Genomic DNA, 24,682 nt, shown 5'->3' with positions numbered 1-24,682 from the left:
CGTGGTTCTTACACGAATGGAAAAGCCATCATTCCATCCGGTCATCCGGAAAAATGATGGCTATTCCCTTACAAAGAAATCAAACCCCATCGCAGTTGCAATCCCGAAGGCCAATGTCCAGGCAGCGATGCTGATTGTCATCCAGACGGTCGTATTCGTTTTGGTTGCCCCAAGCAGCAGGCCAAGGAAGGCGGCGATATGGGTGCCGATCAGGATGGGGCCGAGGAGAGCAAGACCCGGCATGCCGTATTTGTTCCAGATGCGTTTGCCGCGGTCCATGCGCTTTGTCGGTTCCTTCCCTTTCGCACGATTGCGCTTGTCGAGATACGCTTTCACCCGCTGGTATCCGAAAATGACAAGCAGAACTGTCAGCAGGTTGCCAGTAAAGGCAAGCAGCATGACAATGGAGGGAGACAGCCCCCGGATGATACCGAGCGGGATGACGAGGGCAATTTCAAACCACGGCACGGCAGCTCCGATAAAAACGAGTGCGTATTCAATAATCACTGGCGGCATCCTCTGTCATATAGCTGCGCATCGTCCGGTAATAAATGAAATACTGTCCGATGGCGAGTAACAGTAAAGCGTTCAGCATCGTAAACTTGCCGAATGGAAGCAGCAGGAACGCGGCAGCCAAACATGGCAGGGCGACTGAAAAATACGAGTAGACTTTCTGTGTAGCCCGTCTTGTCAACTCCGCAAACAATTCGTCGTCCTCCATGTATTCCTGCGGCCTGAATGTCGAAAACGAAATCTTATGAGCAGGATGCTGCGTATTATGCCGCCGGATCCTCCTGATGTAGATGCTTACATAGACAGCAAGAACAAGCAGCCATGCGGCAACAAGTACGAATGCAGTACCTTCCACCGAGATCGAGAGAAGAAATCCGCTTGCCCCATTTGTCCAGCCGAACACCGCTGCTGCTCCGATGATCCACGTCAAGAGCATCAGTAGAAATATGAACCCCATCTGCCATAACGGATACGTGATTCTCATGTCGCCCTTCATTTCATCCATCCCCTTCCAGCCAGAATAAGTCATTGATATCACATGAAAACGCGTGAGCGATTTTCAGCGCCAGTGTGACTGATGGCGCGAACTCCCCTTTTTCAATAAACCCGATCGTCTGCCGGGTGACGCCAACCATTCCCGCCAGGTCACTTTGCGTGAACTCATGGCGCGCCCGCATCTCTCGCACTCTATTTTTCAGCATTTTCTACTCCTCCTGAACCAAATGTACAGTATTATTAACATCATGTAAAGTATTATTAACATAAGCGTATAAAATTAAACGTAAACTAGCTGAACCTTTATAGGTTACTAAAAGTAAGTTGTTTTGTTTGAATACTCGAAACTGGAGTGCTAGACTCGGAGGTGGTATTGGAAATCGAATAGGGAAGGGATGAGTTGGATGAGAGCAGTAACGATTGAGCAATACGGAGATACGGATGTGCTGAAGTACACAGAGATCGAAAAACCGGAACTCCGGCCAAATGATGTATTGATCAAAATCAAGGCAACCTCCGTCAATCCGGTAGATTGGCAGATCCGGGCGGGTTATTTGCAGCAGAGCATGCCATATGAGTTTCCTTTGGTCCTTGGCTGGGATGCGGCGGGAGTCGTTGAGGAAATCGGCAGCAATGTCACGAAGTTCAAAGTGGGGGATGAAGTATTCTCAAGTCCAGACATGATGCGCAACGGGACGTATGCGGAGTATGTCGCGGCCAATGAGGACATGGTTGCCAAGAAACCATCGAACTTATCCTTTGAGGAGGCGGCTGCCATTCCCCTCGCAGGACTGACAGCATGGACCAGCCTCGTTGATAAAGCGGATATTAAGGCGGGCGAGCGCGTATTGATCCATGGCGGTGCAGGCGGTGTCGGCAGCTTTGGCATCCAGCTTGCGAAAGCGCTAGGCTGCTGGGTCGCGACGACTGGCAGCGGTAAGAACAGTGAGTTTCTAAAAGAACTTGGCGCCGATCAAGTCATTAATTATGAGGATGAACAATTCGAAGAAGTCCTGCAGCCCGTCGATGTTGTGCTGGATACAATCGGGGGCGACGTGCAGGAGCGCAGTTTCAAAGCATTGAAAAAAGGCGGCCGGCTTGCGTCAACGACAACAAAGCCTGATGACAAACTTGCGGAAGAATACGGCGTCAAGACATTCCAAATCGTCATGAGCCGGGACGGCGAATCCCTTGCGAAGATTGCAAAGCTCTTGGAAGAAGAGAAGATTAAACCGGTAATCGGCACGGTTCTTGAGCTTCCGGATGTCAAAGAAGGACATAAACTGAGTGAGACCCGTCATGCCAGAGGAAAGATTGTTGTGAAGATCTGAAAAGAGCCAGATGCTGCATATTCATTTGCAGTCATCTGGCTCTCTTTTCATTCATTTTGCCGTTTGGAAGGATCGGCGCGCAGCTGTTTTCTGTTGCGGGCGACAATCTTTTCGAAATTGGAAAGCCCGGCAAGGCTGTCCGCTTCATCGAAAGCGGGGCTAGCGGCAACACCGTTCTGCGGCTCGCTTTTTCCAAGCTTCAGTGATGCCGCCTGTTCGCATGCAGCCGGCTTTCGCTCTATAGTTGCACTTGGCCCAAGGGGCACTCTCTCTGCTGCAGTGCGGCCAGATACACTCCTGGGCTCTTTTTGTGAGACAGGCAAAGATTTTGGCCGGGTTTCCGGTTTCGGCTTGGCAAAAGGCTGAGGAGCCGGGTCCGGCGCAGCATGCGGCTCTGTGGCCGCCTCGGGTTTCGCGCTCGTCTTTGCGCTTGGCGGAATCTCCATTCTTCCGAGCACCTGTGCACCTGTTCCTTGACGGTTCCTTTTCTCCTCGAACTTCCGGCTGCCTGGCTTCACTGCATCCACTTGCTTCGCAGGTGCATTTACTTCCGGTTCCGTGAATTTTGCCGGCGCTACGTGCGTCCAGCCTGGCTCCCAGCGACTCGCCATCTGCGCAAACCGGTCATACCATTTCCGCATTTCCGCTTCATGCGCCCGGAAAGCATCCGATTCCTTATCAATCTGCTGGTACGGTTCGTTGAAGAAACTGATCGGAAAGACCTTGTATTTGGCATGTTCCATAGTAAGAATCAGTTCCAGCCTGCTCGCTTTCCCCTCCGGAACATCAACCGCCTTGACCCGGCGCCCCGCAAGAAACTCTTTAATGGCATTCACTTTTCCTTCGTAGTCCCGCAGATTGCCCTCTTCGACAATCGCAGCACCCGATAGATCGCTGAATGAAAAATTCAGCAGCCGGTACGTCATACCAAGTCTCGGCGTATATAAGATGTCCCCTTTGCCATCCTCGGCAAACCAGATATATACCCGTCCTTCTTTAGGATCAAGAGCAACCCTTGTCAGCAAGTCTGATGAAATGACCGAAGGCATGCGCTCAAAATCAGCGATCTCCTTGCTTTGTTCCAGCAGACTCTCTTTCTGCAGTTTCAGCTTCGAATCTTTCATCATCTGGGCTCCGCCGATCAGGGCGATCCCGCCGATAAATGCGAGTAATGAAAGGATGAACCCGACAAAGCCGAAGCCGTTAAACAAAGAGAACGCAAAAAAGCCGATTGCGAATAGCGGGAGCAGGCAGCCAAGACTATTCATCGCTTTCATAATTGGTGTAGAGATCGTTCCCCTCCCCCTTCTTTCCTGACTCAATGTCTATCTATACGAAAGTGTGCTCGAAAGGGTTTCATCCAAATAAAAACCTCTCCCTGCAAAACGGGAGAGGTGACTGCCTTACATAGATCCTGTCTTGACTTCATTCAAAGCGACAGGTGTTTTCTTCATGAACAGGACAAGCAGCATGATGGCGACGGACACGATGAGACCCGCGGAGAGCAGGCTATACTGGAAACGGATCGTTTCCAGGCCGGCAGCTTTACCGATGAAATCCAGCACGACAGGAGACAGGAATTGACCGACGTAGATCATGCTTGAAACGATCGAGATGACACGGTCGCTGATTGTCGGGTCAGCGCTTCTTAGCACTTTATCGTTGATGAGCGGGAATGCAATCCCCTGGCCGAAACCGATCATGCAGACGGCAACGAGCACAATCGCGACTGAGTGGCTGATCGTCAGGATGCCAAACGCAATTCCCATGGCGAGAAGAGCGGCAGGCATCAAAAATTTCTTAAACAAGGACTGCAGACGGACAAGGATCAAGCTTGTAATCATCCCGCCGACAGTCGTAAAGGACATGACGAGTCCAGCCGTCTTGGAACTTCCAAGTTCACTCTGTTCAAGATAAAGAGCCATATTCGTCGCAACCGCGTAATATGCGAGCATGATGCCGCAGGCTCCAAGTGCGATGCCATATACGGAAGCAGGCATTTTCGCTTTGTCTGCTCCTGGCCGCGGCTTCAGCGGCTCGTTTTTCGGCAAGAAGAACAGGACAAGCAGGAAGATGACAATTCCGAGCCAATACACATTGAATGGCATCCGCCAGTTGAACGACGCAAGATACCCGGCGAGCAGCATCGTAATGATGCCGCCGACGTTGCTGAATGCCGTATTATAGCCCATCATCTTCGTCATTTCTTTCTCTTTGAAATGGTCACTGATCAGTGTGAAGGACAACGGCATAACAAGTCCGACCCCGGCACCTAGGAATAAACGGAATGCAAGCAGGACGACAATCGTATTCGCAAACTGCGCACCTACCCCTCCGATGACATAGATGGCAAGACCTAGCATAACGATAGAACGCTTCGAGATTCTCTTTGTCAAATAGCTCGAAACAAATGAAAACGGAATAATCATGAGCGACGGCACCGTCAATACGAGCTTGATCAGCACAGGATCGGCCTCATGGAAATGAGCCGCAATCAGTCCAAGCGCAGGTGAAATCGCCGCCCCTGCCATGACAGTTGCCATGGCAATCGAGATGATTGTCGGCTTTAACATACGATTCATGTAAATAATCCTCCATAGTTCAAATTTCGCAAAGTATGTAAAATAGTTAGCATGCTAATTAAACAGCATATGAAACATAAAGTCAATTTATAGACACATCCTGCTCATTTTGTGCAAGTGATTTTTTGATATAATTAGCGTACGAACTAAGTACGGGGGGATTTCTATGATAGAGAGCGAAATCCGTCTTCTTTTGCAAACCATCGCCATACAGACCCGTAAACGGTACGCTCAGCAGCTTCGGGAAATCGGCCTTCATATCGGACAGGAGCTGGCCCTTTCCCATCTATGGGAGCAGGACGGCATTACCCAGTCACAGCTTAAACAGAAAACCGGCTCCGAGGCCTCCACGATCAGCAACATGCTCCGAAAGCTGGAGCAGGACGGTATTGTCTATCGGAAGACTGACGAAGTGGATCACCGGATTTCAACAGTTTACTTGACGGAAAAAGGAAGGCAGTTGCAAGAGCCCGTGGAGCTGATTTGGAAAGAGCATGAGAAGATGATGTTCAAAGGCATGCTGCCTGAGGAGCTGCAGATGATGCGGCGTTTACTGCAGCAAATGACCGAGAACTTGGATATACAATAATAGTTTTGATGAACAGCGAAAACTCCCGGCCACCACAACCGGGAGTTTTCGTTTCTTTTTGGAATGGAATGGCGGGAAAAGTTTCCCTAAGGAAAGATTATAGGATGCTCGCGGAAATTGCAACTCTTATCTCTGTTGGATGAAAGGCATGTCTCCCTCTTGACAGGTGGAACGGATATGCTATCATGGCCATAAGTAAATGTTGCACTAGGGAAACTTTTAAAGAGGGAGTAATGTTCATGGGGTTTGAACTTGAGCTGTTCATCTTGCTTGCAGCAAATATCATAGGCACTTCCATATTCGGGAAATTCGAGACGGAGACGCCATGGTGGCGCCTGTCCCTGAAATGGTTCATCGTCCTTGCTGTCACATATGGACTTTATCGCCTGGCTGGCCATTGGTCTATCGCTTTTGTGCTGTTTTGCCTTTCCGCAGGCTCTGTCTATCATTTCATCTGGTGCCGCCGCCACGGATCCATCCGCTGACTGCGACTCCTAGGAAGAGGCTCTATGCGATTAGAGGGTGGCGCCTGGATGATGAGCCATGAGAGGATGACCGCAAGCTATCACTTCAATACCCGTATGCCTGTCACCCCTTCAATCTGCTGCAACATGCCAATGACCGTGTTCTCATCCCACCGTTTCGACGGCTGAAGTTTTATCAAAATGCTGTAGCCGGTTTCCGATTCGCCTTTTTGCAGTTTAATTTGATAGTCCTTGATGGGAAGTCCAGCTTTCGTCATGACGGAAATAATCTGTTCAATCGCTTTCGTCTCGGTGACATCTATGCGAAGGCGCATCACTTTCGGGATGACCGGACTGAACAGGCGTTTCAAAAACTCGAGTCCCAAAATGACAAGAAGCCCTGCAGTGATACTGATCGTATACATGCCAGCGCCGACCGCAAGCCCGATGCCCGCAGTCGCCCAGATGCCGGCAGCTGTTGTCAGCCCCCGGATGGACGTGCGTTGCACAAGGATCATGCCCGCGCCTAGGAACCCGATGCCGCTCGGAATGGATGCGGCAATCCGGCTCGGATCCAGCTTGATATTTTCCCCGATTACGTCCTGAAAGGCATATTTTGAGACGATCATGAACACGGCGCTTCCGATCGCGACAAGAAAATGCGTACGCAGTCCAGCTTCCTTGAATCGTTTTTCCCGTTCCAGTCCGATCAGTGCGCCAAGCGCTCCCGCGACAATCAGCCTGATAATATATTCCACATCCATCGACATCCCGATCACACCCATCTATTCTCCGTTTTACCTCATCCCTTCCCCATCTTGCTTTCAGCTAATCAATTGCGGACCTGAAATCCAGTTATCATATGCAACTTTTGTGTATTGCCGGTATGATTGGATCAGGTGCAGACAAGGAGGTGAGCCGAATGGGAAAATGCACAATCGACCATACACAAGAGGACGTCCGCCAAAAATTGAAAGAGCAGCAGGCGTTCCTTCCCCCTGCCCTGCATGACTTGGTATCCGGATTTCTCAGACAGCCTCGCGGCCAAGAGGTGCTGAACGAAGTGTTTCATCTGTTGAAGAAATATGACCTGTCGACGGATGCCGAGCAAGAACGAAGGAACGAAGAGCTGAAGAAATGGGTGAAATAAAAAAGCGGAGGCAGGATGTCTCCCTCTCCGCTTCTTTCCCGTTCAGTTTGTAAATGACAAGATCGCATTTTTGCCAAAACGCTTCATAGCGTCTTTGGCTTCCAATTCAAGTGCAAATTCGAAAATCCGTACATTCTGCTGTTCAAACAATGTGATGACCCACATGTCTAACCGCTCCTTTGATAATAGTTTTGCGCTTCCTGGACATTGTGACGATCGTCTGTTGCTATCTCCATCATACACGCTTTCGCTTTGCTTGGAAGGGCTGTTGTGAAGGGTTTCACAAATCAGTCATACTCAAGCGCTTACATATGAAAGGTTTGTGAATTCCCTTTTCAAAGGCTGTAAAACCGGCTGCAAGGGAGCTGTGTATGTGGTGAATCAAACAGGATCCTTGCCGTTTTTCAAGATCGATCCGAACAGATCCGTTGAACCCGCTGGCTTGTGTTCCGGAGCAGTAATCCGATTATATATATGTGTGTTTTCATATTAATTTCACAATCCGGATAGTAGCCTGTTGCATTTCCTTCTCGGAACGGGTACAGTAGTAGTAATTTAACATTCACTTATTTCGCAAGTTTTGAAGTAAGGATAGAGGCGCAAAAACCATTAGTACCTAGTCAGAGGATGATGAGATCCCGTGAAGACTAGTGGAAAGGGGAATTTGCCGAAGTGGAGAGACCTCATTGTCTCGAAGCTGGTTCTGTGCTGAACAAGTGCAGGATTGTCATATAGGAAACTATATGGAGGGCTATCTGATGCAAGAAATACACCAAGTATTTCTAAGCAGCAACGGACCCTCGTTGCTGCTTTTTGCGTTCCGCGTTTCATGCCCTTCTCCCTCTATGGTTTGAAAAAAACAGATAAGGATGTGGAGAAAGATGAATTTTGGACAACTTGTAACTGCTATGGTGACCCCTTTTGATGAACACGGAGAGATCGACTACCCCGCGACCCGGAACTTGATCGAGCATTTGATTGCGACTGGAACGGACGGTATCGTCGTTTCAGGCACAACCGGAGAATCCCCGACCCTGACGAATGATGAGAAGGTGGAACTATTCCAGTTCACGGTGGAAGTTGTGCGTGGCCGCATTCCCGTCATTGCCGGCACCGGCTCGAACAACACAAGGGAATCGATCGAATTGACAAGACAGGCGGAGCTTTCTGGCGTCGACGGAGTCATGCTCGTCACGCCGTATTATAATAATCCTTGCCAGGAAGGCCTTTATACGCATTTTAAAACAATCGCCGAATCCACCGCTCTGCCGGTCATGCTTTACAATGTGCCGGGCCGCAGCGTCATCTGCATGAGCCCGGAGACGATCATCCGTCTTGCAGACATCCCGAACATCGTAGCCATCAAAGAGGCGAGCGGCAATCTGGATGCGATGGCGCGGATCATCGAACGGACGCCTGAGGACTTCTCCCTATATAGCGGAGACGATGCATTGACCATTCCTGTACTCGCAATCGGCGGCGTCGGAGTCGTTTCTGTCGCTTCGCATATTGTCGGAAGAGACATGCAGTCCATGATCCAAAGCTTCAAGCGCGGCCAGATGAACGAGGCATCGCGCCTCCATCGTCGTTTGCTGCCAGTCATGAAGGCCCTTTTCGCTGCGCCGAATCCCGCTCCGACAAAAGCGGCATTGAACTTACAGGGCATTCCTGTCGGCGGCGTGCGTCTGCCGATGATGCCGCTGAACGACGATCAGCTGCATGCCTTGCGCGAAAAGCTGCCGTTCGTTCCTGCGACGTATCCGCAGATGGCCCAGAATATTATCGGCTTGTAAACTGGAGAACGGCCCGTCTCATGAGGGCCGTTTTTTCATTTTATATAAAATGAAGATCCGTCGATGATTTCAATGTCTCCCCTCTTCTTCACATCCTCCATAAGCGCGAAAAGGGCCGCATCTTTCTTCTTCGCTTCAATCATGCAGTCGATTTGCGAAACGCTTCCGCGGATCCCCTGCAAGAAGTCAAAAAACATATCCGGGTCTACGTAATCCGCATGGTGGCGGAATTCCTTCTCGCTTTTCGGACTGGAGATATGCATCTTGATCGGCAGCGTCGAGTCCTTCCAGGTGGAGACGACGCGGGCCCACTTATCTTCCCAAGCCTCCTCGTAGTGATGTGCTTGGTGGTGATGATAGTCGAAGACGAGCGGGATGGAGAGCTTTTCACAGAGATACAATGTATCTTCCAAGGTAAAGGATGTGTCGTCATTCTCCAGCATGATCATCTGCTGGATTGCCCTTGGGATATCGCTCCAGTTGGAAATGAACCGCTCCAGCGAATCGGCAGTGTCCTTGTAGTTGCCGCCTACGTGAAGGACGCATCGGTTCACCGGCTCGATCTTCATGCCCTTCAGCAACTGGTAATGCGTTTTCAAAGAGGTTACTGAATTGGCCAGCACTTCCGGTTTCATTGAATTCAGCACGACAAAATGATCCGGATGAAAATCGACCCGCATTTCGTGCTCTTTGACAAAGGCTCCGATCTCCCGCAGCTTTTCCCGCAGTGGACGCATATAATCCCAGCCCGCGAGCTCTTCATGGTTGGCGAGCGGTATCAGTCTTGAGGAGAATCGATAAAAATGGATGTCGTTAAATGCGTTATGCTTCAGCAGCCTGAGCGTGTTTTCCAAGTTTGTCTGTGCAATCCGTTCCAATTTGCGGATCGCCGCCTCGCGGTCCCCGATTTTCTGGAACTGTGCGAACGTCATCGTTTTGGATGGGGAAGCGTTTTCCAGCTCCATACTCATCGCCACGTAGCCGAGACGCACTTTCGTCACATCCTCACCTCCAACTATGTACTCCGCTTAGTCTTTGCCCAGGATGGATAACTATGCAAAAAAGCCAGGCATCCCGCTAGGAGACACCTGGCTTTCCATTTACATGGCGGGGCGGTCTGAGAACTGGCTGTAGTACAAATCCGCATAGAACCCTTTCTGCTCAAGCAGTTCTTCATGGGTTCCCTGCTCAATGACTTTCCCTTGATCCATGACAAGAATAAGGTCTGCGCCTTGGATTGTGGACAGCCGGTGGGCGATAACAAAGCTCGTACGCCCTTCCATCAGCCGGTTCATCGCCTGCTGGATGAGCAGTTCCGTCCGCGTATCGACGCTTGACGTCGCTTCATCCAGAATCATGATTGCCGGATCCGCAAGAACCGCGCGGGCAATCGTAATGAGCTGCTTCTGGCCTTGCGAGACATTCGAAGCAGATTCATTGAGCACCGTATCGTACCCTTCCGGAAGCGTGCGGATGAACTGGTCGGCGCGCGCCGCCTCTGCCGCTTCCATGATCTGCTCTTCTGTCGCATTTTTATTGCCGTACGCAATATTGTCTTTGATTGTCCCGTTAAAGAGCCATGTATCCTGCAGAACCATTCCGAAATGGCTGCGCAGTTCCGGTCGTGACATATCCCGCGTATCCACTCCGTCAATCGTGATCCGTCCGCCATCCAGTTCATAGAAACGCATGAGCAAGTTGATGATAGTCGTTTTCCCCGCTCCGGTCGGCCCGACAATTGCGACTGTCTGACCCGGTTTTACATGGACATTCATATCCTCAATCAGTAAATCGTCTCCATAGCCGAAGTCGACATGCTCAAATGCGACTTCCCCGCGCGGGTGCTCAAGGCGGACCGTATCCGTCTCATTCACTTCTTCTTCCTTGTCGAGCAGTTCGAAGACACGTTCCGCTGCTGCGATTGTCGACTGGATGACGTTCGCGATGTTGGCCGTCTGGGTGATCGGCTGCGTGAACTGCCGCATATACGTGATGAACGCCTGGATATCCCCGATCAGGATAGCCCTCTTCGTAACTAGGATGCCCCCGATGACGCAGATGAGCACATAGCTGAGATTGCCGATCAAGGTCATCATCGGCATAATGATGCCTGAGATGAACTGCGCTTTCCTGCCCGCCTCATACAGCTCTTCATTCACCGCTTCAAACTGGCCGATCGCTTTCTTCTCATGGCCGAACACTTTCACGACTTGGTGGCCTGTGTACATCTCTTCGATATGGCCGTTCAAGTTCCCAAGTGTCCGCTGCTGATCCGCAAAGTATTTCTGGGATCTTTTCAGGAATGGCCCAATGACGAAAAGCGACAGGGGCAGCGTCACGAGTGCGATGATCGTCAGCATCGGGCTGATATAGAACATCATGATGAGAATTCCGATGATCGTGACGACCGAAGTGATGAACTGCGTGATTGTCTGCTGCAGCGTATTGCCGACTGTATCAATATCATTCGTCATGCGGCTGAGCGTATCTCCGACCGGGTGGCCGTCATAATATTTCAGCGGCAGCTTTTCCAGTTTCCGGTTGACGTCCTCCCGGAGTGCAAACACCGTCCGTTGCGATACCCCTGCCATGATGTATTGCTGAATGTAGCTGAAGATGCTGCTGATCACATATAAGCCCGCAAGAAGAAGCAAGAGTTTCCCGATCGCGGTGAAATCAATTGCCGCATCCGGATCACCCGTGAACTTGCCATACGCCCCTTCGAAGAGTTCCGTGATCGCGTTCCCCATGATTTTCGGACCGAGGATCATGAACACTGTGCTGAGCACCGCGGCTGCAAAGACGCCAATCAGCTTTCCTCGATGCGGTTTCAAATAGCGAAGCAGTCTGCGCAGCGTCCCTTTGAAATTCTTCGGCTTGTTTTTCGCCATCATATTCTTTCCGCCGGCTCCTCTACCCGGAGGACGATTCATCTGTCTCATGCGATATCCTCCTCTGACAGCTGGCTTTCTACGATTTCTCGGTATACATCATTCGTTTCCAGCAGCTGTTCATGCGTGCCGATTCCTGCCATCTTCCCGTGCTCCAGAACAATGATCCGGTCTGCGTCCATGACGGTGCTCACCCGCTGCGCAACAATGATGACAGTCGCATTTTCCGTCTCTTCATTCAGCGCTGAGCGCAGCTTCGCATCCGTCTTTTAATCAAGTGCAGAAAAGCTGTCGTCGAAGACGTAAATATCCGGCTTGCGGACAAGCGCCCTGGCGATCGCCAGCCGCTGTTTCTGTCCGCCGGAGACATTTGAACCGCCCTGGGTGATCACCGATTCATATCCGTCCTTCATCTTCTCGATGAAACTGCTCGCCTGCGCCACTTCGGCGGCATGCTTGATCTCTTCCATTGTTGCGTCCTCTTTGCCGAACCGGATATTCTCGGCGATCGTTCCAGAGAACAATAATGCACGCTGCGGCACGAATCCTACCTTAGACCGGATCTCTTCTTCTGAAGAATCCCTGACATCGACGCCATTGACCCGGATCGCCCCTTCCGTCACATCATAGAAACGCGGAATCATGATGAACATGACAGACCCCATAGCGAGCGACGACATGATGAGCATGACATACTGGATATATGCCATAAGGTCCCCGATCTGCATCGCACCGTTGTCGATACGGATGCCGCCGAACCAGATGACACCGACCGTCGTCAAGTTCATGACCAGCATCATGCCCGGCATAAGGAAGGCCATGATCTTGTTCACTTTTATGGAAACGTCCTTCAAGTCGCTGTTCGCTTTGCCGAGACGCACCTGCTCGTCCTGCACCCGGTTGAATGCCCGCACGACACGGATGCCTGTCAAGTTCTCACGCAAAACGAGATTCAGCCGGTCAATCCGCTTCTGGACCGTCTTAAACAACGGGATCCCCTTTTTCAGGATGAACAGGATCAGCCCGACTAAGAGCGGCATCGTTGCAACGATGACAAGCGATAGTTTCACGTCTTTGGACAGCGCCATGATCAAGCCGCCGATGAACATGATGGGCGCACTCAGCACCATGCGAAGCAGCATGATGGTCACTTGCTGGACTTGCGTAATATCATTCGTCGTTCTTGTAATAAGCGACGCAGTGCCGAATTTATCAAAATCCTGCAAAGTGAACTGTTCTACATGGGTGAATACATTCCTTCGGATATCGCGTCCGAGTCCCATCGCCGTCTTGGAGGAATAGAAGCTGACCGCGACTGATGCGATGGCGCTAAGGGCCGAGACACCGAGCATGAAGCCGCCGATTTTCCAAATGTACGGGATGTCGCCTGCGACTACCCCGTTATCGATAATATCTGCCATCAGTGTCGGCAAGAACAGTTCTGCCATCGACTGGATGAACACCAGGCCGAAAATGACTGCGATCATCCATTTATAGGCACCCAGGCTTTTCAGAAGTTTTCCCATTCCACGCATTCCTCGATTCCTCATATATTTCCATGCCGCATTATATGCCGGCCAGCTTATGACACATTGTCATGTCAAACGATAGATGTAATAGTAAATCAACCCGGCATTCATGTCAATTGAGAAGTGACACATTGTCACTTCTTAATTGACATTGGGAAATCAGGCCATTATCATTGGCTGTAATTATGTACTCCATTAAAGGAAGGAAGTTACTTCATGCCTAAGCAAACATTTATTAATTTACCCGTAGAGAAGAAAAAGAAACTGATTGCTGCGGGCAAGAAGGAGTTCTCCCGGGTGCCGTTGCAGGAAGCGGTCATTTCGAACATCGTCAAAGATGCGAATATTCCGAGGGGAAGCTTCTATCAATATTTCGATGATCTGGAGGATCTCTTCTTTTATATATTGCAGGAACATATGCAGTGGAACAGACAGCGGTTTCTCCGTCTGCTGGAGGTTCATAGGGGTGATTTGATCGAGACGTTCATCGGCGTGTTCACGTCTATGCTGGCCGATTTCCAGCAAGCCGAAAACCGGGTCTTTTTCAAAAATGCCTTTCTAAATATGAATCATCGGGTGAGCAACGCATTCACCGAGCAGACCAGCCTGGAAAAGTCAGGCGGCCGCGAGGCGCTGTTCGGCCTGATTGACAAGGAAAAGCTGAATATCAAGGACGAGCAGGAACTTCGCCATGCGCTGCGCATCATCCAGGCCGTAACCTTCCAGACCCTCATCCATAGTTTTGCCGCACAGCTCCAAGCAGATGAGGCGACGGCCCTGTATGAAGCGGAAATGGTTTTGCTGAAAAAGGGGCTGTACCGGTAAGCACGCCTGCTCCCAAATCGTTTGACGGGCGGATTTAGGGTAGTCTATCCTTAGACGTGCCCTTTTTGCACAGAATATACATACGGAGGTGCCATGATGAGTGATATCCAGCCGGAGCGGAAACCAGCAGCGCGAAAGCGGATCTTAGCCATCGCTATCCTTTTCGCCTGTTTTATCAGCTCCCTCCTTTTTGTCACGAATAATCATTCACTCTACGGCCGTCCGATCGCGAAAGTCACCGCGGTGCAGGTTGCCAAGACCGAAAAGGTTTCCGATCAGAACTCCAATGAAGATACAATTACCACGCAGGACATCACGGCTATTTTACAGAACGGCAGCCATAAGGGAGAGCACATCCGACTGAGGAATGAGTTCTCTGTGTCAGGCGCGTTTGACCAGGAATACCACGCCGGCAATGAACTGTTTGTCGTACTTGATAAGGATGCTGCAGCAAATGATTTGACAGGCCTCATCACAGACGTGAAGCGGGATAAGTATGTCGTGTTTTTCGCATGGGTGTTCATCGCGGCACTGTTGATTGTGGGCAGGCGGCAAGGTCTGTTCGCAGTCATCAGCTTCGCGATTAATATTATGCTGCTGTCTTTTGCGCTAGATCTCTACGTGGAATTTCCGAAGATCCCCTTGCTCCTCATCTGTGGAATCTGCATTTTGCTGTTCACTGCCATTTCACTGCTATTTGTCAGCGGATTTACGGAAAAGACATATGCCGCGATTGTCGCAACCTTGATCGGCACCGCAATCTCTCTCGGCGTTGCCACGCTTGTGATTTGGCTGACCGGCGGCAATGGGCTGCGATATGAAGAAATGCAGTTTGTCACGCGCCCGTATCATTCCGTTTTTATGGGCGGACTTTTCATCGGATCACTCGGCGCCATCATGGACGTCACCATCACGATGTCCTCTTCGATGTTTGCATTGTATGAGAGGGATCCAGGCATCTCGTTCCAGGCGCTTAAGAAATCGGGGATTGATATTGGAAGGGATATTATGGGGACGATCACAAACATTCTTTTCTTTGCCTATGTCAGCGGGTCGATTCCGATGCTGATCCTTTATCTCAAAAACCGTTCGCCGCTCGGCTTCACGTTTTCCATGAACTTGTCGCTTGAAATGGCGCGCGCACTGACGGGCGGCATCGGCATCGTTCTCGCCATTCCGATTGGCTTGTACACATCCATCTATTTCATCAACCGAAAGAGGGCACGCCTATGAACACGCTTCTTTTGCTCGGGGTCATATTGCTTGTATTGATGGTGCTGATCGGCGGAAAGAAAGGAATCCGCTCATTTTTGTCGCTGTTCCTGAACTTCGGCGTACTGTTCTTTACGATGTTTTTCATGATGGATCCGGCTGCGAATCCAATCGTGATCACATTGATTGCCAGCACTTTAATCGGCTGCATCAATCTGTTTTTCATCAATGAAGTGAACCGGAAAACCGTTACGGCGTTCATCTCGACAATGCTCACGATCACCATCCTGCTTTTGTTGATCGTCGTGGTGGCGCATCTGATGATGATTAAAGGATTTGGCGAAGAGGAAGCAGATGCCATTGCGGGGCTTTCGCTTCTCGTAGGGGTAGACTTCCTGAAAATCGGGGTGTCCGTCATCATCATGAGCACAATCGGCGCTGTCATGGATGTCTCGATTTCCATCGCTTCCGCCATGCATGAGATGGCGCGGCATAATCCGACGATTTCCAAGAAGGACTTGTTTGCATCCGGCGTGCGGATCGGCCGTGACATTCTCAGCACGGACACGAACACACTTTTCTTCGCTTTCTTCGGCGGTTATTTGGCGCTTCTCATCTGGTTCAAAGATTTGAAGTACTCCATCGGCGAGATCATCAATTCAAAAGTGTTCGGCTCGGAGATGGTATTGATCCTCTGCGCAGGTACTGGGATCGCCATGGTGATTCCGTTGACGGCATGGATCAATATGTACTATTTGGACCGGACACGCAGGAAAGCTGTGCAAGTAAAGGAAGAAATAAAATAAAGGGCTGCCCAGCTTAGTGTTGGGCAACCCTTCTTTTATTTAATACGCTCCATCTCCGCATATTCCTTATCGGAACAGAGGACAAAGTGGCCTGGCGTGACTTCACGGAATGTCAGCTTTTCATCCGGTCCATAATTATGGTCGGCCGGGTTATACGGTTTCCGGACGCGCGCTCTTTCGTACCGCGGGTCGGGAAGCGGGATTGCTGACAAAAGTGATTTTGTATATGGATGCAGCGGATTTTTGTATAGCTCTTCTGCCGGGGCAAGTTCGACAAGTTTGCCGAAATACATGACGCCGATCCGGTCGGAAATATATTTGACCATCGACAGATCGTGGGCAATGAACAAATACGTCAATCCTTTTTCTTCTTGCAGCTCTTTCAGCAAGTTGACGACTTGTGCCTGGATCGATACGTCTAGTGCGGAAATCGGCTCGTCCGCAATGATGAATTCCGGGTTGACGGCAAGCGCACGGGCGATGCCGATCCGCTGCCGCTGTCCGCCCGAAAACTCATGCGGGTAGCGGGAAGCGTGTTCGGGGTTCAATCCGACCGTTTCCAGCAATTCGATCACTTTCTGTTTCCGCTCTTTTGGATTTTTGGCAAGTCCGTGGATATCAAGACCTTCTGCAATAATGTCCATGACTTTCATCCGCGGGTTGAGCGATGCGTATGGATCCTGGAAGATCATCTGCATCTGCTGATTCAGATGTTTCATCTCTGCACCTGACTTCTTGCCATGGACGTCCACTCCGTTGTAGAGGACTTCCCCGTCTGTCGCATCGTACAGGCGGATGATCGTCCGTCCTGTTGTCGATTTGCCGCAGCCTGACTCTCCGACAAGGCCGAATGTCTCGCCTTTGTAGATATCAAAGCTGATCCCATCGATCGCACGGACTTCGGACGGCTTGCCTTCATTGAAATACTGCTTCAGGTTTTTGACTTCTACCAACTTTTCAACCATCACAAGCCACCTCCCGTCGCTGCTTCATAGTATCTGCTTCCTGGAAACGTCTTCATGCGCTCAATGATCGCGGCCGGCGGCTCAACTATCGGCGCTTCCGGATGAAGAAGCCATGTCGCCGCGTAATGAGTGTCACTCACTTTGAAAAACGGCGGCGCTTCTTCCAGGTCGATTTGCAGCGCATATTCACTTCGCAATGCAAACGCATCCCCTTTTGGCGGATTCAATAGATCCGGCGGCGTACCAGGGATTGCATACAATTTCTCCTCTTCGAGATCCATGGACGGCATTGAACTCAAAAGGCCCCATGTATACGGGTGCTGCGGATTGTAGAATATCTCATCGACCGTTCCGACTTCGACGATTTTCCCTCCGTACATGACAGCGACCCGGTCAGCGACGTTTGCGACAACCCCAAGATCGTGTGTGATGAAAATGATGGAAGTGTCCACTTTCTTCTGGATGTCCTTCATCAATTCCAGGATCTGTGCCTGGATTGTCACATCAAGCGCCGTTGTCGGTTCGTCGGCAATCAGGATCTTCGGGTTGCAGGCAAGCGCAATCGCAATGACGATCCGCTGCCGCTGCCCGCCTGAGAATTGGTGCGGGTACATCTTATAGCGATTCTCCGCGTTCGGGATGCCGACCATCTTCAGCAAGTCGATGACAATCTGCTTCGCTTTCCCTTTGCTCACTTTCTGGTGCTTCAAGATCGGCTCCATCACCTGTTTCCCGATCGTCATCGTCGGGTTCAAGGAGGTCATCGGATCCTGGAAGATCATCGAAATGTCTTTCCCCCGGATCTTCTGCATCTCCCGTTCAGGCAGCTTCGTCAAATCTTTTCCATTGAATAAAATTTCGCCGTTTTTAAACTCCGAGCTGGATTCAGGAAGGAGGCGCATGATCGATTTAGTCGTGACGGATTTACCGGACCCCGACTCACCGACAATCGCCAATGTCTCCCCTTTCTTCAAATCGAAATTCACTCCGCGTATCGCTTTCACTTCACCGGCAAATGTATGGAAGGAAAGCTCCAAGTCTTTTACCTGCAATATGTTTTCCATGTGGCTTTCCTCCTATCAGTCTTTCATCTTCGGATCAAGCGCGTCGCGCAATCCATCACCGATCAAGTTGAAGGCGATCATCAAGACACTGATGACAAGTGCCGGGAACAGAAGGAAGTACGGCTGGTTCTCCATCACTTTGTACCCGTCATTGATCAACGTACCGAGGGAAGCATCCGGCGCTTGCAATCCAAGCCCGATGAAGCTCAGGAACGCCTCGAAGAAGATTGCGCTCGGAATCGTGAACATCGTATTGATGATAATGATCCCCATAATGTTCGGAAGCAAATGCTTTCCGATGATGCGGGAGTTGCCGGCACCAAGTGTCTTGGATGCCAGGACAAAATCCTGCCCTTTGTATTTCAAGATCTGCGCCCGGACGATACGGGACATCCCGATCCATCCGGTCAGGGCAATCGCGATGATGATTGCGGTAAGGCCCGGTTCCATGATCAACAGCATCAGGATGACGATGATCAATGTCGGAATACCAATCAGGATTTCGACGATCCGCTGCATGATATCATCTACACGGCCTCCGAAATATCCGGATATGCCTCCGTATAAGACACCGATGAACACGTCGATCGCTGCTGCGACAAACGCAATCATAAGGGAGACGCGTGTTCCTTCCCATAGACGGGTGAAGAGGTCTCGGCCAAGGCCATCTGTCCCGAACCAGTAGTACTCGTCCACTTTTTTCACTTTATACAAGTCAACTGTTTCTCCGCCCAGCTTGCCCATCCCGTCAAAGATGCCAAGTTTCTCGATTCCAGGGATCTTCGGCGGAAGATTGGCGTGGCGGAGCACTTGCGTCTCGCCGTCGTGACCGTCCAGATAAGGGCCGACCGCTGCCATAATAATCATCAGGAACAAGACGACCACACTGATGATCGCCGCTTTATTTTTGCGGAGACGCAGCCAGGCATCCTGCCAGAAATTCAAGCTCGGTTTTTCAATCCGTTCCGCATTACTGCTGTCGATCGTAATACGTTCGAATTTTTCTTTCGGCAATTGTGGAAAACTATCGTTACGCATTACGCTTTACCTCCCGACAAACGGATTCGTGGATCAATGATTCCGTATAATAGGTCCACAATGAAAATAATGAAAATCAACAATGCGGAGAAGAATAGGGTCGTACCCATGATGGTCGCAAAGTCGTTCGTCATGATGGATGATACGAACTGTTCCCCGATTCCGGGAATCGCGAAAATCTGTTCAACGACGAGGGACCCTGTGACAATTCCTGCAGCCTGCGGTCCAAGAACCGTAATAAGCGGTATCAATGCGTTCCGGAATGCATGTTTGAATGCAATTTCAAAACCGTTTGCACCTTTCGCTTTGGCGAGTGTGATGTAATCAGAGTTCAATACTTCGATCATCTCGGTACGGATGAAGCGGGCAGATAGAGCAAGCGGTCCCATCGCTAGCGCAAGGGAAGGAAGAATGCTCGATTTCCAGCCGTCATCCCACAGGCCGACCGGCAGCAGATGCCACTGGGAAGCGATCCAATATTGCAATAATGATGCGAATACGAATGAAGGTATCGAAATCCCGATGATTGCGAAAAGCGTACTTCCGTAATCCCAGAAGGTATTCTGCTTCAGGGCAGCGAGCATGCCGAGCAGGATTCCGACGATCGTCCCGAAGACCATCGCCTGCGCACCTAATATGAAGGAAGGCTTAATTCGCGAAGCGAGCAAGTCGTTGACGCTCTTCCCTTTGAACACGAAGGAAGTGCCCAGGTCGCCTTTCGCCAGGTTCTTCATATAAATCGCATATTGCACGGGCTTCGGCTTATCGATGCCGTATTTCTTCTCAACGATCGCCCGCTGTGTTTCGTTCAGTTTATTATAAGAAGCGATTGGCGAGCCTGGCAGTGTCTGCATTAGGAAAAACGTCGCCGTCGCAATCAGGAACAATGTCAGGAACATGTACACGAGCCGTTTGAAAATGTATTTAACCATGTCGCACCTCCAAATTACGCAAGTTTGCTGTATGTCAAATTGATAATAATCAATCATTTTTCATAGTGAAATCACTACAAACTTTCGTTTATGATATTTGATTAAAAAGAGAGTATATAGAATGACTCCATATACTCCCTCTCTATTCTGTTGTACCGTAAGAGTTTTATTGTTTTCCTGAAATGTACGCCCACTTGTAGCTATGGTCAGCTCCGAACGGGTGAACTCCGAGGCCTTTGAAATATTGTTTTTGAAGTTGAATTGTACCTTTTTGGTAAATTGGCGCGATTGCTGCGTCATCTTCAAGAAGGATTTTTTCAGCTTTCGCAAATGCTTCATAACGAGCAACTGGATCTTGTGCAAGTTCAACCTTTGTCGACTCGATCAGTTTGTCGTATTCTTCGTTCTTGTAGTTCATCAAGTTCTTCGTGCTGTCGCTTGTGAAGAGGTCAAGGAAAGTGATCGGGTCTTGGAAGTCAGGACCCCAGCCGGATACTTGGATGTCATAGTTCTGGTTAGCTTCAAGTTCCAAACGTACGCCGAACGGCACTTCTTTCAATTTGATCTTCAAGCCTTTAAGGTTTCCTTCAAGTTGTGCTTTGAAGTACTCATCCATTTTCTTAGCGGCTTCTGTATCTCCACCTAGGATTTCAAGTTGCAATTCAGTAACCCCAAGCTCTTTCAAGCCTTTTTCCCAATACTTTTTCGCTTCATCTTTATCGTAGACGAGCATGTCTCCGTTAATTTCACGGAAGTCTTTACCGTCTTCGCTGAATGCAAAGTTTTTTGGTACTAGGTAGTTCGCTGGCAGTGAGCCGTTTGCAAGGACAACATCCGCCAAGTCTTCTTTTTGGAAGGACTTCGCAATTGCCTTACGGATATTGACGTTAGCAAGCGGTGTCTCTTTGCCGTCTCTGAGCTGGTTGAATTTGAAATAGAAGACAGACGTATCAGGCTCGATGATTGCATCTTCATGTGAACCGTATTGAAGAGCCAAGTCACCGGATACTCCTGCGCGGTCTTTCTTGCCGTCATTGTAAAGTTTGACAGCGGTTGCAGAATCTTTAACAACGTCAACATTGATTGTTTCAAGCTTCACATTGTCAGCATCCCAGTACTGTTCGTTCTTTTTATACACCCAGCTGTCGCCAGTGCCGTCCCACTCTGTCAAGATGAATGGTCCGTTATATAGCAAGCTGTCGGAGTTCTTCGCGTATTGGTCGCCTTTCGCAGTTACAAATTCCTCTTTTGCAGGAAGGAATGTTCCGAAAGACATAAGTGACAAGAAATACGGTACAGGACGTTCCAAAGTGACGACTAATGTCTTATCGTCTTTCGCTTCCACGCCAAGTTCCTTCTTGTCCATTGTTCCTTCACTGATTGCAGTTGCGTTTTTAATCGTTCCAGACATCATCATCGGACCGTATGGAGATCCAGTGTCCGGATCGATTGCACGCTGCCATGCGTACACAAAATCTTGTGCTGTGACAGGAGTTCCATCAGACCAGTTTGCATCACGCAGTTTGAATGTGTATGTCAAACCGTCTTCACTTACTTCCGCTTCCTCTGCAGCCATCGCCGGTTCAGGGACGTTGTCTAGATTCAAGCGGTAAAGTCCTTCGTTCACCTGGTTCAATACGTTGAAACCGACTTGGTCTTCAACGAGTGCGGAGTCCACTGATGGAATTGCTGCGGATTCGACCAAGTTCAATACTTGTTCAGCATCCGGCTCAGTAGCTTCTTCCGTTCTGCCTTGTTCTGTCTGATTGTTGTCGTCGCCTTTGTCCTCTTTGTCAGCGCTTTCTTTATCCTTGGAACCACATGCCGCAAGGACAACGCTAAGTACGAGCGTGAGGGCCAAAAGCATAAGCCAATTGCTTTTCTTCAAATCAATGACCTCCTTTTTGAATTGTCTAAGGAATTAACACTTTTTATTATACATCCAAAATATCTGAAGTCAAACTATTTTTTAAGTCTCTTTTCTACATATACATAATAAAAAGATATTTATGGGTGTACAAAATATCTGAAAACCTTTGATATCATTGGTTTTATCGTGCAGTTTGCAACTAAAGACATATTCATTTATGATTATTATACGTGACTAATCTGTCAATTAAAAATGATAAAGAGGGTTAAATTATGCAAAAATTTATAGTGAATGTTATTGTAAACCAATTAATAATTGTGGCACTTGTATTTTTAATTGGAAAAAGTCCATCTATTTTATTGTATATAAACTATTCATTTTACATCGGAGCCTCCTATCTGTTCATCGGCGGTGTCATCTTTATCCTGCGTTCCGGCTTCTTTGATTTCTTCTCGACCAGCATGAAAAAAGTCTTCTCCCGGGACAAGGATATCCTGACGATGCGCAAACCATCCGAAGCCGTTTCGATCACCCCCCGTTTTTTTCTGCGATCCGGCATTCCGGTCATTGTATTGATGCTCGTTGCGCTGTTCTTGTATCCATATTAAAAAATGCCATGTTCCTGTTGACCGGGAACATGGCATTCTTTCGTATTGGTTTATTTACATGCAATGCGGGATCGAACTGTTTACGGCCGGGAACGACCGATTAGATGCAGGTATGATCCGTTTACGGCCGGGAACGACCGATTGGACGCGGGTGTGATCCGTTTACGGCGGGGAACGACCGATTAGACGCGGATATGATCCGTTTACCGCGGCGAACGACCGATTGGACGCGGGTATGATCCGTTTATGGCGGCGAACGACCGATTGGATGCGGGTATGATCCGTTTATGGCGGCGAACGACCGATTAGGCGCGGGATCGATCCGTTTACAGCCGGGAACGACCGATTGGACGTCCGATCGATCCGCTTAGTCGATTAAACGTTACCTAACCGGGCGAACCTCACCTATGGTCTGCCGCTTCCTCCCGCAAACAGCCGTTTCGCTTGCACAGGCCTTTTATGATACGATACATACCGTATTCTTATCAGACCGGAGGCAATTATGACAAACCGCAATAAAGGGATTTTACTATTACTCGCATCGGCATTCGGCTTTTCGCTGATGACGCTGTTTGTGAAGCTGTCCGGCGATGTGCCGACGCTTCAGAAGACGATTTTCCGGAATGGCGTGTCGATGGTCATTTCGTTCTTTTTTGTCATTCATTATAAAGAGCGGCTGCTCGGCAAGAGGGAAAACCAGCCGCTCTTGCTTTTGCGTTCAGTGCTTGGCGCGCTTGGCATCATTCTGCTGTTTTACGCAATCGATCATCTGGTGATTGCGGATGCAGATATGCTGAATAAGATGAGTCCGTTTTTCACGATTGTGTTCGCGGCCCTCTTCTTAAAGGAGCATGTCAAACCATTTCAGCTCTATAGCATCATTGTCGCGTTCCTCGGCACGCTGTTCATCATCAAACCATCGTTCTCGCTCGATATCGTTCCCTATGCAGCCGGGATTTTATCCGCAATATTTGCCGGCGGTGCCTATACGGCGCTACGGGCACTTGGAAACCGCGAGAAATTCTATACAATCGTGTTCTATTTTTCGGGGTTTACGACGGTAGTACTGCTGCCATTTGTCATCTATGCTTATCAGCCGATGACGTGGCAGCAAACGGCCTTTTTACTGCTTGGCGGCGTGTTTGCGACCGTCGGCCAGTTCGGCATCACACTTGCGTATAAATTCGCACCCGCAAAAGAGATTTCCGTGTTCAACTATTTTACAGTCGTCTTTACGGCGGTCTTCGGTTTCGTTTTCCTCAGTCAAGCGCCAGATGTATATAGCATAATCGGCTACCTGATCATTTTCGGCGCTTCGCTTTATATGTTCCTGAAAAACAAGGAGGGCGAAGAAGTGCCTGCCGAACTTTCGAAGAAATGACAATACATCCCCTGCCTGGCTCAATTGTCCAGACAGGGGATTTGCAATGAAGCTAGTCCTGCTCTTTAAAATCGGCTATACTGATAGGTAGAGGAGGTGAAGAAGATGGAAAACAAATTGGTGGAAATGATGGGTCAAGTGCTGGAGAAGGTTTCTTCACTGGAAGCGAATGTAACTATGTTACGGACAGACGTGGAGACGTTGAAATCTGACATGGAGATGATGAAGTCTGACATGGAGACGGTGAAGTCTGACATGGAGATGATGAGAGCAGACATGAATACCAGGTTTGACGCAGTCGATTCCCGCTTTGAAGAGGTGGACCGGCGGTTTGACGCAGTCGATTGCCGTTTTGAAGGGATGGACCGGCGATTTGACGCAGTCGATCTCCGTTTTGAAGAGGTGGACCGGCGATTTGACGCAGTCGATCTCCGTTTTGAAGAGGTGGACCGGCGATTTGATAAAATCGACACAAAGCTCGACGGGATCGGCGGGCAATTTGAGGTGCTTTCCACGAATACCATTGAAGTGCAAGACCGTTTGACGAAAGAACTCCAATATGTGACTCACCGGGTGAATGCGCTGGATCGTGATTTGTTTATCAGAACTCAATCCCATTAAGATATGAATCATGTGCCAAGCGC

At 49.5% G+C, this 24,682-nt stretch carries 25 protein-coding genes, 1 pseudogene and 1 riboswitch; of the genes and pseudogenes, 11 read left to right on the top strand and 15 right to left on the bottom strand.

Translation table 11 applies throughout. From position 1 onward, the window contains the following. Positions 1 to 60: 60 nt before the first annotated feature. Genes ACZ5FK_RS13230 through ACZ5FK_RS13220 form a run of 3 tightly spaced genes read right to left on the bottom strand, consistent with a single transcriptional unit; the run spans position 61 to position 1,214 of the window. Entirely contained in the window at positions 61 to 504 is a 444-nt protein-coding gene (locus ACZ5FK_RS13230) for a small multi-drug export protein (protein WP_464807440.1), read from the bottom strand. Beyond that, complete coding sequence (locus tag ACZ5FK_RS13225) at positions 497 to 1,009, bottom strand: hypothetical protein (protein WP_464805352.1); 513 nt, start codon at positions 1,007 to 1,009, stop codon at positions 497 to 499. The genes ACZ5FK_RS13230 and ACZ5FK_RS13225 overlap by 8 nt, the downstream gene beginning before the upstream one ends. Before the next feature lies 1 nt (position 1,010). Continuing rightward, positions 1,011 to 1,214: a helix-turn-helix transcriptional regulator gene (locus ACZ5FK_RS13220; protein WP_464805351.1), complete on the bottom strand. Its 204-nt coding sequence runs from the start codon at positions 1,212 to 1,214 to the stop codon at positions 1,011 to 1,013. A 198-nt stretch (positions 1,215 to 1,412) separates the two neighbouring features. Here ACZ5FK_RS13220 and ACZ5FK_RS13215 point away from each other — a divergent pair, with 198 nt between their 5' ends. Next, positions 1,413 to 2,339 (top strand): NADP-dependent oxidoreductase, encoded by a 927-nt coding sequence (locus tag ACZ5FK_RS13215; RefSeq protein ID WP_464805350.1) that lies wholly within the window; start codon positions 1,413 to 1,415, stop codon positions 2,337 to 2,339. Between the two features lie 47 nt (positions 2,340 to 2,386). On the opposite strand, the gene ACZ5FK_RS13210 is transcribed toward ACZ5FK_RS13215, so the two are convergent. Both ACZ5FK_RS13210 and ACZ5FK_RS13205 read right to left on the bottom strand, forming a co-directional pair. Beyond that, on the bottom strand, positions 2,387 to 3,616 hold the full coding sequence (locus tag ACZ5FK_RS13210; RefSeq protein ID WP_464805349.1) for a hypothetical protein: 1,230 nt from the start codon (positions 3,614 to 3,616) through the stop codon (positions 2,387 to 2,389). A gap of 126 nt (positions 3,617 to 3,742) precedes the next feature. Continuing rightward, the gene (locus tag ACZ5FK_RS13205) at positions 3,743 to 4,921 is read right to left on the bottom strand and encodes an MFS transporter (protein WP_464805348.1); all 1,179 of its coding nucleotides are present in this window, start codon (positions 4,919 to 4,921) and stop codon (positions 3,743 to 3,745) included. Positions 4,922 to 5,087: 166 nt separating this feature from the next. Between ACZ5FK_RS13205 and ACZ5FK_RS13200 the strand changes: the two genes are divergently transcribed. Both ACZ5FK_RS13200 and ACZ5FK_RS13195 read left to right on the top strand, forming a co-directional pair. After that, positions 5,088 to 5,510: a MarR family winged helix-turn-helix transcriptional regulator gene (locus tag ACZ5FK_RS13200; protein WP_464805347.1), complete on the top strand. Its 423-nt coding sequence runs from the start codon at positions 5,088 to 5,090 to the stop codon at positions 5,508 to 5,510. Positions 5,511 to 5,749: 239 nt separating this feature from the next. After that, positions 5,750 to 5,995 (top strand): hypothetical protein, encoded by a 246-nt coding sequence (locus tag ACZ5FK_RS13195; protein ID WP_464805346.1) that lies wholly within the window; start codon positions 5,750 to 5,752, stop codon positions 5,993 to 5,995. An 80-nt stretch (positions 5,996 to 6,075) separates the two neighbouring features. Here ACZ5FK_RS13195 and ACZ5FK_RS13190 read toward each other — a convergent pair whose 3' ends face one another. Beyond that, entirely contained in the window at positions 6,076 to 6,759 is a 684-nt protein-coding gene (locus ACZ5FK_RS13190) for an MgtC/SapB family protein (RefSeq protein WP_464805345.1), read from the bottom strand. Positions 6,760 to 6,896: 137 nt separating this feature from the next. On the opposite strand from ACZ5FK_RS13190, the gene ACZ5FK_RS13185 reads away from it, so the two are divergent. Next, positions 6,897 to 7,124 carry a hypothetical protein gene (locus ACZ5FK_RS13185; protein WP_464805344.1) on the top strand — a complete coding sequence of 76 codons (228 nt, stop codon included), beginning with the start codon at positions 6,897 to 6,899 and terminating at the stop codon, positions 7,122 to 7,124. A 42-nt stretch (positions 7,125 to 7,166) separates the two neighbouring features. On the opposite strand, the gene ACZ5FK_RS13180 is transcribed toward ACZ5FK_RS13185, so the two are convergent. After that, positions 7,167 to 7,289 (bottom strand): hypothetical protein, encoded by a 123-nt coding sequence (locus ACZ5FK_RS13180; RefSeq protein ID WP_464805343.1) that lies wholly within the window; start codon positions 7,287 to 7,289, stop codon positions 7,167 to 7,169. Positions 7,290 to 7,708: 419 nt separating this feature from the next. Continuing rightward, a riboswitch (Lysine riboswitch) is annotated at positions 7,709 to 7,886 on the top strand. A 119-nt stretch (positions 7,887 to 8,005) separates the two neighbouring features. On the opposite strand from ACZ5FK_RS13180, the gene dapA reads away from it, so the two are divergent. Continuing rightward, the gene (dapA, locus tag ACZ5FK_RS13175) at positions 8,006 to 8,917 is read left to right on the top strand and encodes a 4-hydroxy-tetrahydrodipicolinate synthase (protein WP_464805342.1); all 912 of its coding nucleotides are present in this window, start codon (positions 8,006 to 8,008) and stop codon (positions 8,915 to 8,917) included. A gap of 35 nt (positions 8,918 to 8,952) precedes the next feature. Here dapA and uvsE read toward each other — a convergent pair whose 3' ends face one another. The 3 genes and pseudogenes from uvsE to ACZ5FK_RS13160 all read right to left on the bottom strand — a co-directional run bounded on the left by uvsE (position 8,953) and on the right by ACZ5FK_RS13160 (position 13,334). Next, complete coding sequence (gene uvsE, locus ACZ5FK_RS13170) at positions 8,953 to 9,918, bottom strand: UV DNA damage repair endonuclease UvsE (RefSeq protein WP_464805341.1); 966 nt, start codon at positions 9,916 to 9,918, stop codon at positions 8,953 to 8,955. A 99-nt stretch (positions 9,919 to 10,017) separates the two neighbouring features. After that, positions 10,018 to 11,859, bottom strand: coding sequence for an ABC transporter ATP-binding protein (locus ACZ5FK_RS13165; RefSeq protein ID WP_464805340.1), 1,842 nt, complete (start codon positions 11,857 to 11,859; stop codon positions 10,018 to 10,020). Continuing rightward, positions 11,856 to 13,334 (bottom strand): annotated as a pseudogene (locus ACZ5FK_RS13160) (ABC transporter ATP-binding protein). The gene ACZ5FK_RS13165 and the pseudogene ACZ5FK_RS13160 overlap by 4 nt, the downstream one beginning before the upstream one ends. A 219-nt stretch (positions 13,335 to 13,553) precedes the next feature. On the opposite strand from ACZ5FK_RS13160, the gene ACZ5FK_RS13155 reads away from it, so the two are divergent. The 3 genes from ACZ5FK_RS13155 (at position 13,554) to ACZ5FK_RS13145 (ending at position 16,180) form a co-directional block, all read left to right on the top strand. Then, positions 13,554 to 14,162, top strand: a complete 609-nt coding sequence (locus ACZ5FK_RS13155) for a TetR/AcrR family transcriptional regulator (protein ID WP_464805339.1) — start codon at positions 13,554 to 13,556, stop codon at positions 14,160 to 14,162. A 96-nt stretch (positions 14,163 to 14,258) separates the two neighbouring features. Further along, positions 14,259 to 15,395, top strand: a complete 1,137-nt coding sequence (locus ACZ5FK_RS13150; RefSeq protein WP_464805338.1) for a YibE/F family protein — start codon at positions 14,259 to 14,261, stop codon at positions 15,393 to 15,395. Beyond that, positions 15,392 to 16,180 carry a YibE/F family protein gene (locus tag ACZ5FK_RS13145; protein WP_464805337.1) on the top strand — a complete coding sequence of 263 codons (789 nt, stop codon included), beginning with the start codon at positions 15,392 to 15,394 and terminating at the stop codon, positions 16,178 to 16,180. Before ACZ5FK_RS13150 ends, ACZ5FK_RS13145 begins: the two co-directional genes overlap by 4 nt. 35 nt (positions 16,181 to 16,215) lie before the next feature. Here ACZ5FK_RS13145 and ACZ5FK_RS13140 read toward each other — a convergent pair whose 3' ends face one another. From ACZ5FK_RS13140 to ACZ5FK_RS13120, 5 genes are all read right to left on the bottom strand, one after another. Further along, positions 16,216 to 17,145, bottom strand: a complete 930-nt coding sequence (locus ACZ5FK_RS13140; RefSeq protein ID WP_464805336.1) for an ABC transporter ATP-binding protein — start codon at positions 17,143 to 17,145, stop codon at positions 16,216 to 16,218. Further along, positions 17,145 to 18,209, bottom strand: a complete 1,065-nt coding sequence (locus tag ACZ5FK_RS13135; protein WP_464805335.1) for an ABC transporter ATP-binding protein — start codon at positions 18,207 to 18,209, stop codon at positions 17,145 to 17,147. Before ACZ5FK_RS13135 ends, ACZ5FK_RS13140 begins: the two co-directional genes overlap by 1 nt. Before the next feature lie 15 nt (positions 18,210 to 18,224). Next, complete coding sequence (gene opp3C, locus ACZ5FK_RS13130) at positions 18,225 to 19,247, bottom strand: oligopeptide ABC transporter permease (RefSeq protein ID WP_464805334.1); 1,023 nt, start codon at positions 19,245 to 19,247, stop codon at positions 18,225 to 18,227. Beyond that, the gene (gene opp3b / locus ACZ5FK_RS13125) at positions 19,247 to 20,179 is read right to left on the bottom strand and encodes an oligopeptide ABC transporter permease (protein WP_464805333.1); all 933 of its coding nucleotides are present in this window, start codon (positions 20,177 to 20,179) and stop codon (positions 19,247 to 19,249) included. The genes opp3C and opp3b overlap by 1 nt, the downstream gene beginning before the upstream one ends. A 166-nt stretch (positions 20,180 to 20,345) precedes the next feature. Continuing rightward, a complete protein-coding gene (locus ACZ5FK_RS13120; protein ID WP_464805332.1) occupies positions 20,346 to 22,067 on the bottom strand; it encodes a peptide ABC transporter substrate-binding protein in 1,722 nt (573 codons plus the stop codon). Between the two features lie 254 nt (positions 22,068 to 22,321). Here ACZ5FK_RS13120 and ACZ5FK_RS13115 point away from each other — a divergent pair, with 254 nt between their 5' ends. From ACZ5FK_RS13115 to ACZ5FK_RS13105, 3 genes are all read left to right on the top strand, one after another. Beyond that, positions 22,322 to 22,657, top strand: coding sequence for a DUF3899 domain-containing protein (locus tag ACZ5FK_RS13115; RefSeq protein ID WP_464805331.1), 336 nt, complete (start codon positions 22,322 to 22,324; stop codon positions 22,655 to 22,657). Positions 22,658 to 23,159: 502 nt separating this feature from the next. Beyond that, positions 23,160 to 24,038, top strand: a complete 879-nt coding sequence (locus ACZ5FK_RS13110) for a DMT family transporter (RefSeq protein ID WP_464805330.1) — start codon at positions 23,160 to 23,162, stop codon at positions 24,036 to 24,038. 105 nt (positions 24,039 to 24,143) lie between these two features. After that, a complete protein-coding gene (locus tag ACZ5FK_RS13105) occupies positions 24,144 to 24,659 on the top strand; it encodes a hypothetical protein (RefSeq protein ID WP_464805329.1) in 516 nt (171 codons plus the stop codon). The last annotated feature ends 23 nt before the right edge of the window (positions 24,660 to 24,682 follow it).

This window comes from Sporosarcina sp. GTC18466, from assembly GCF_055389225.1.
This window is presented reverse-complemented; position numbering and strand designations above follow the sequence as displayed.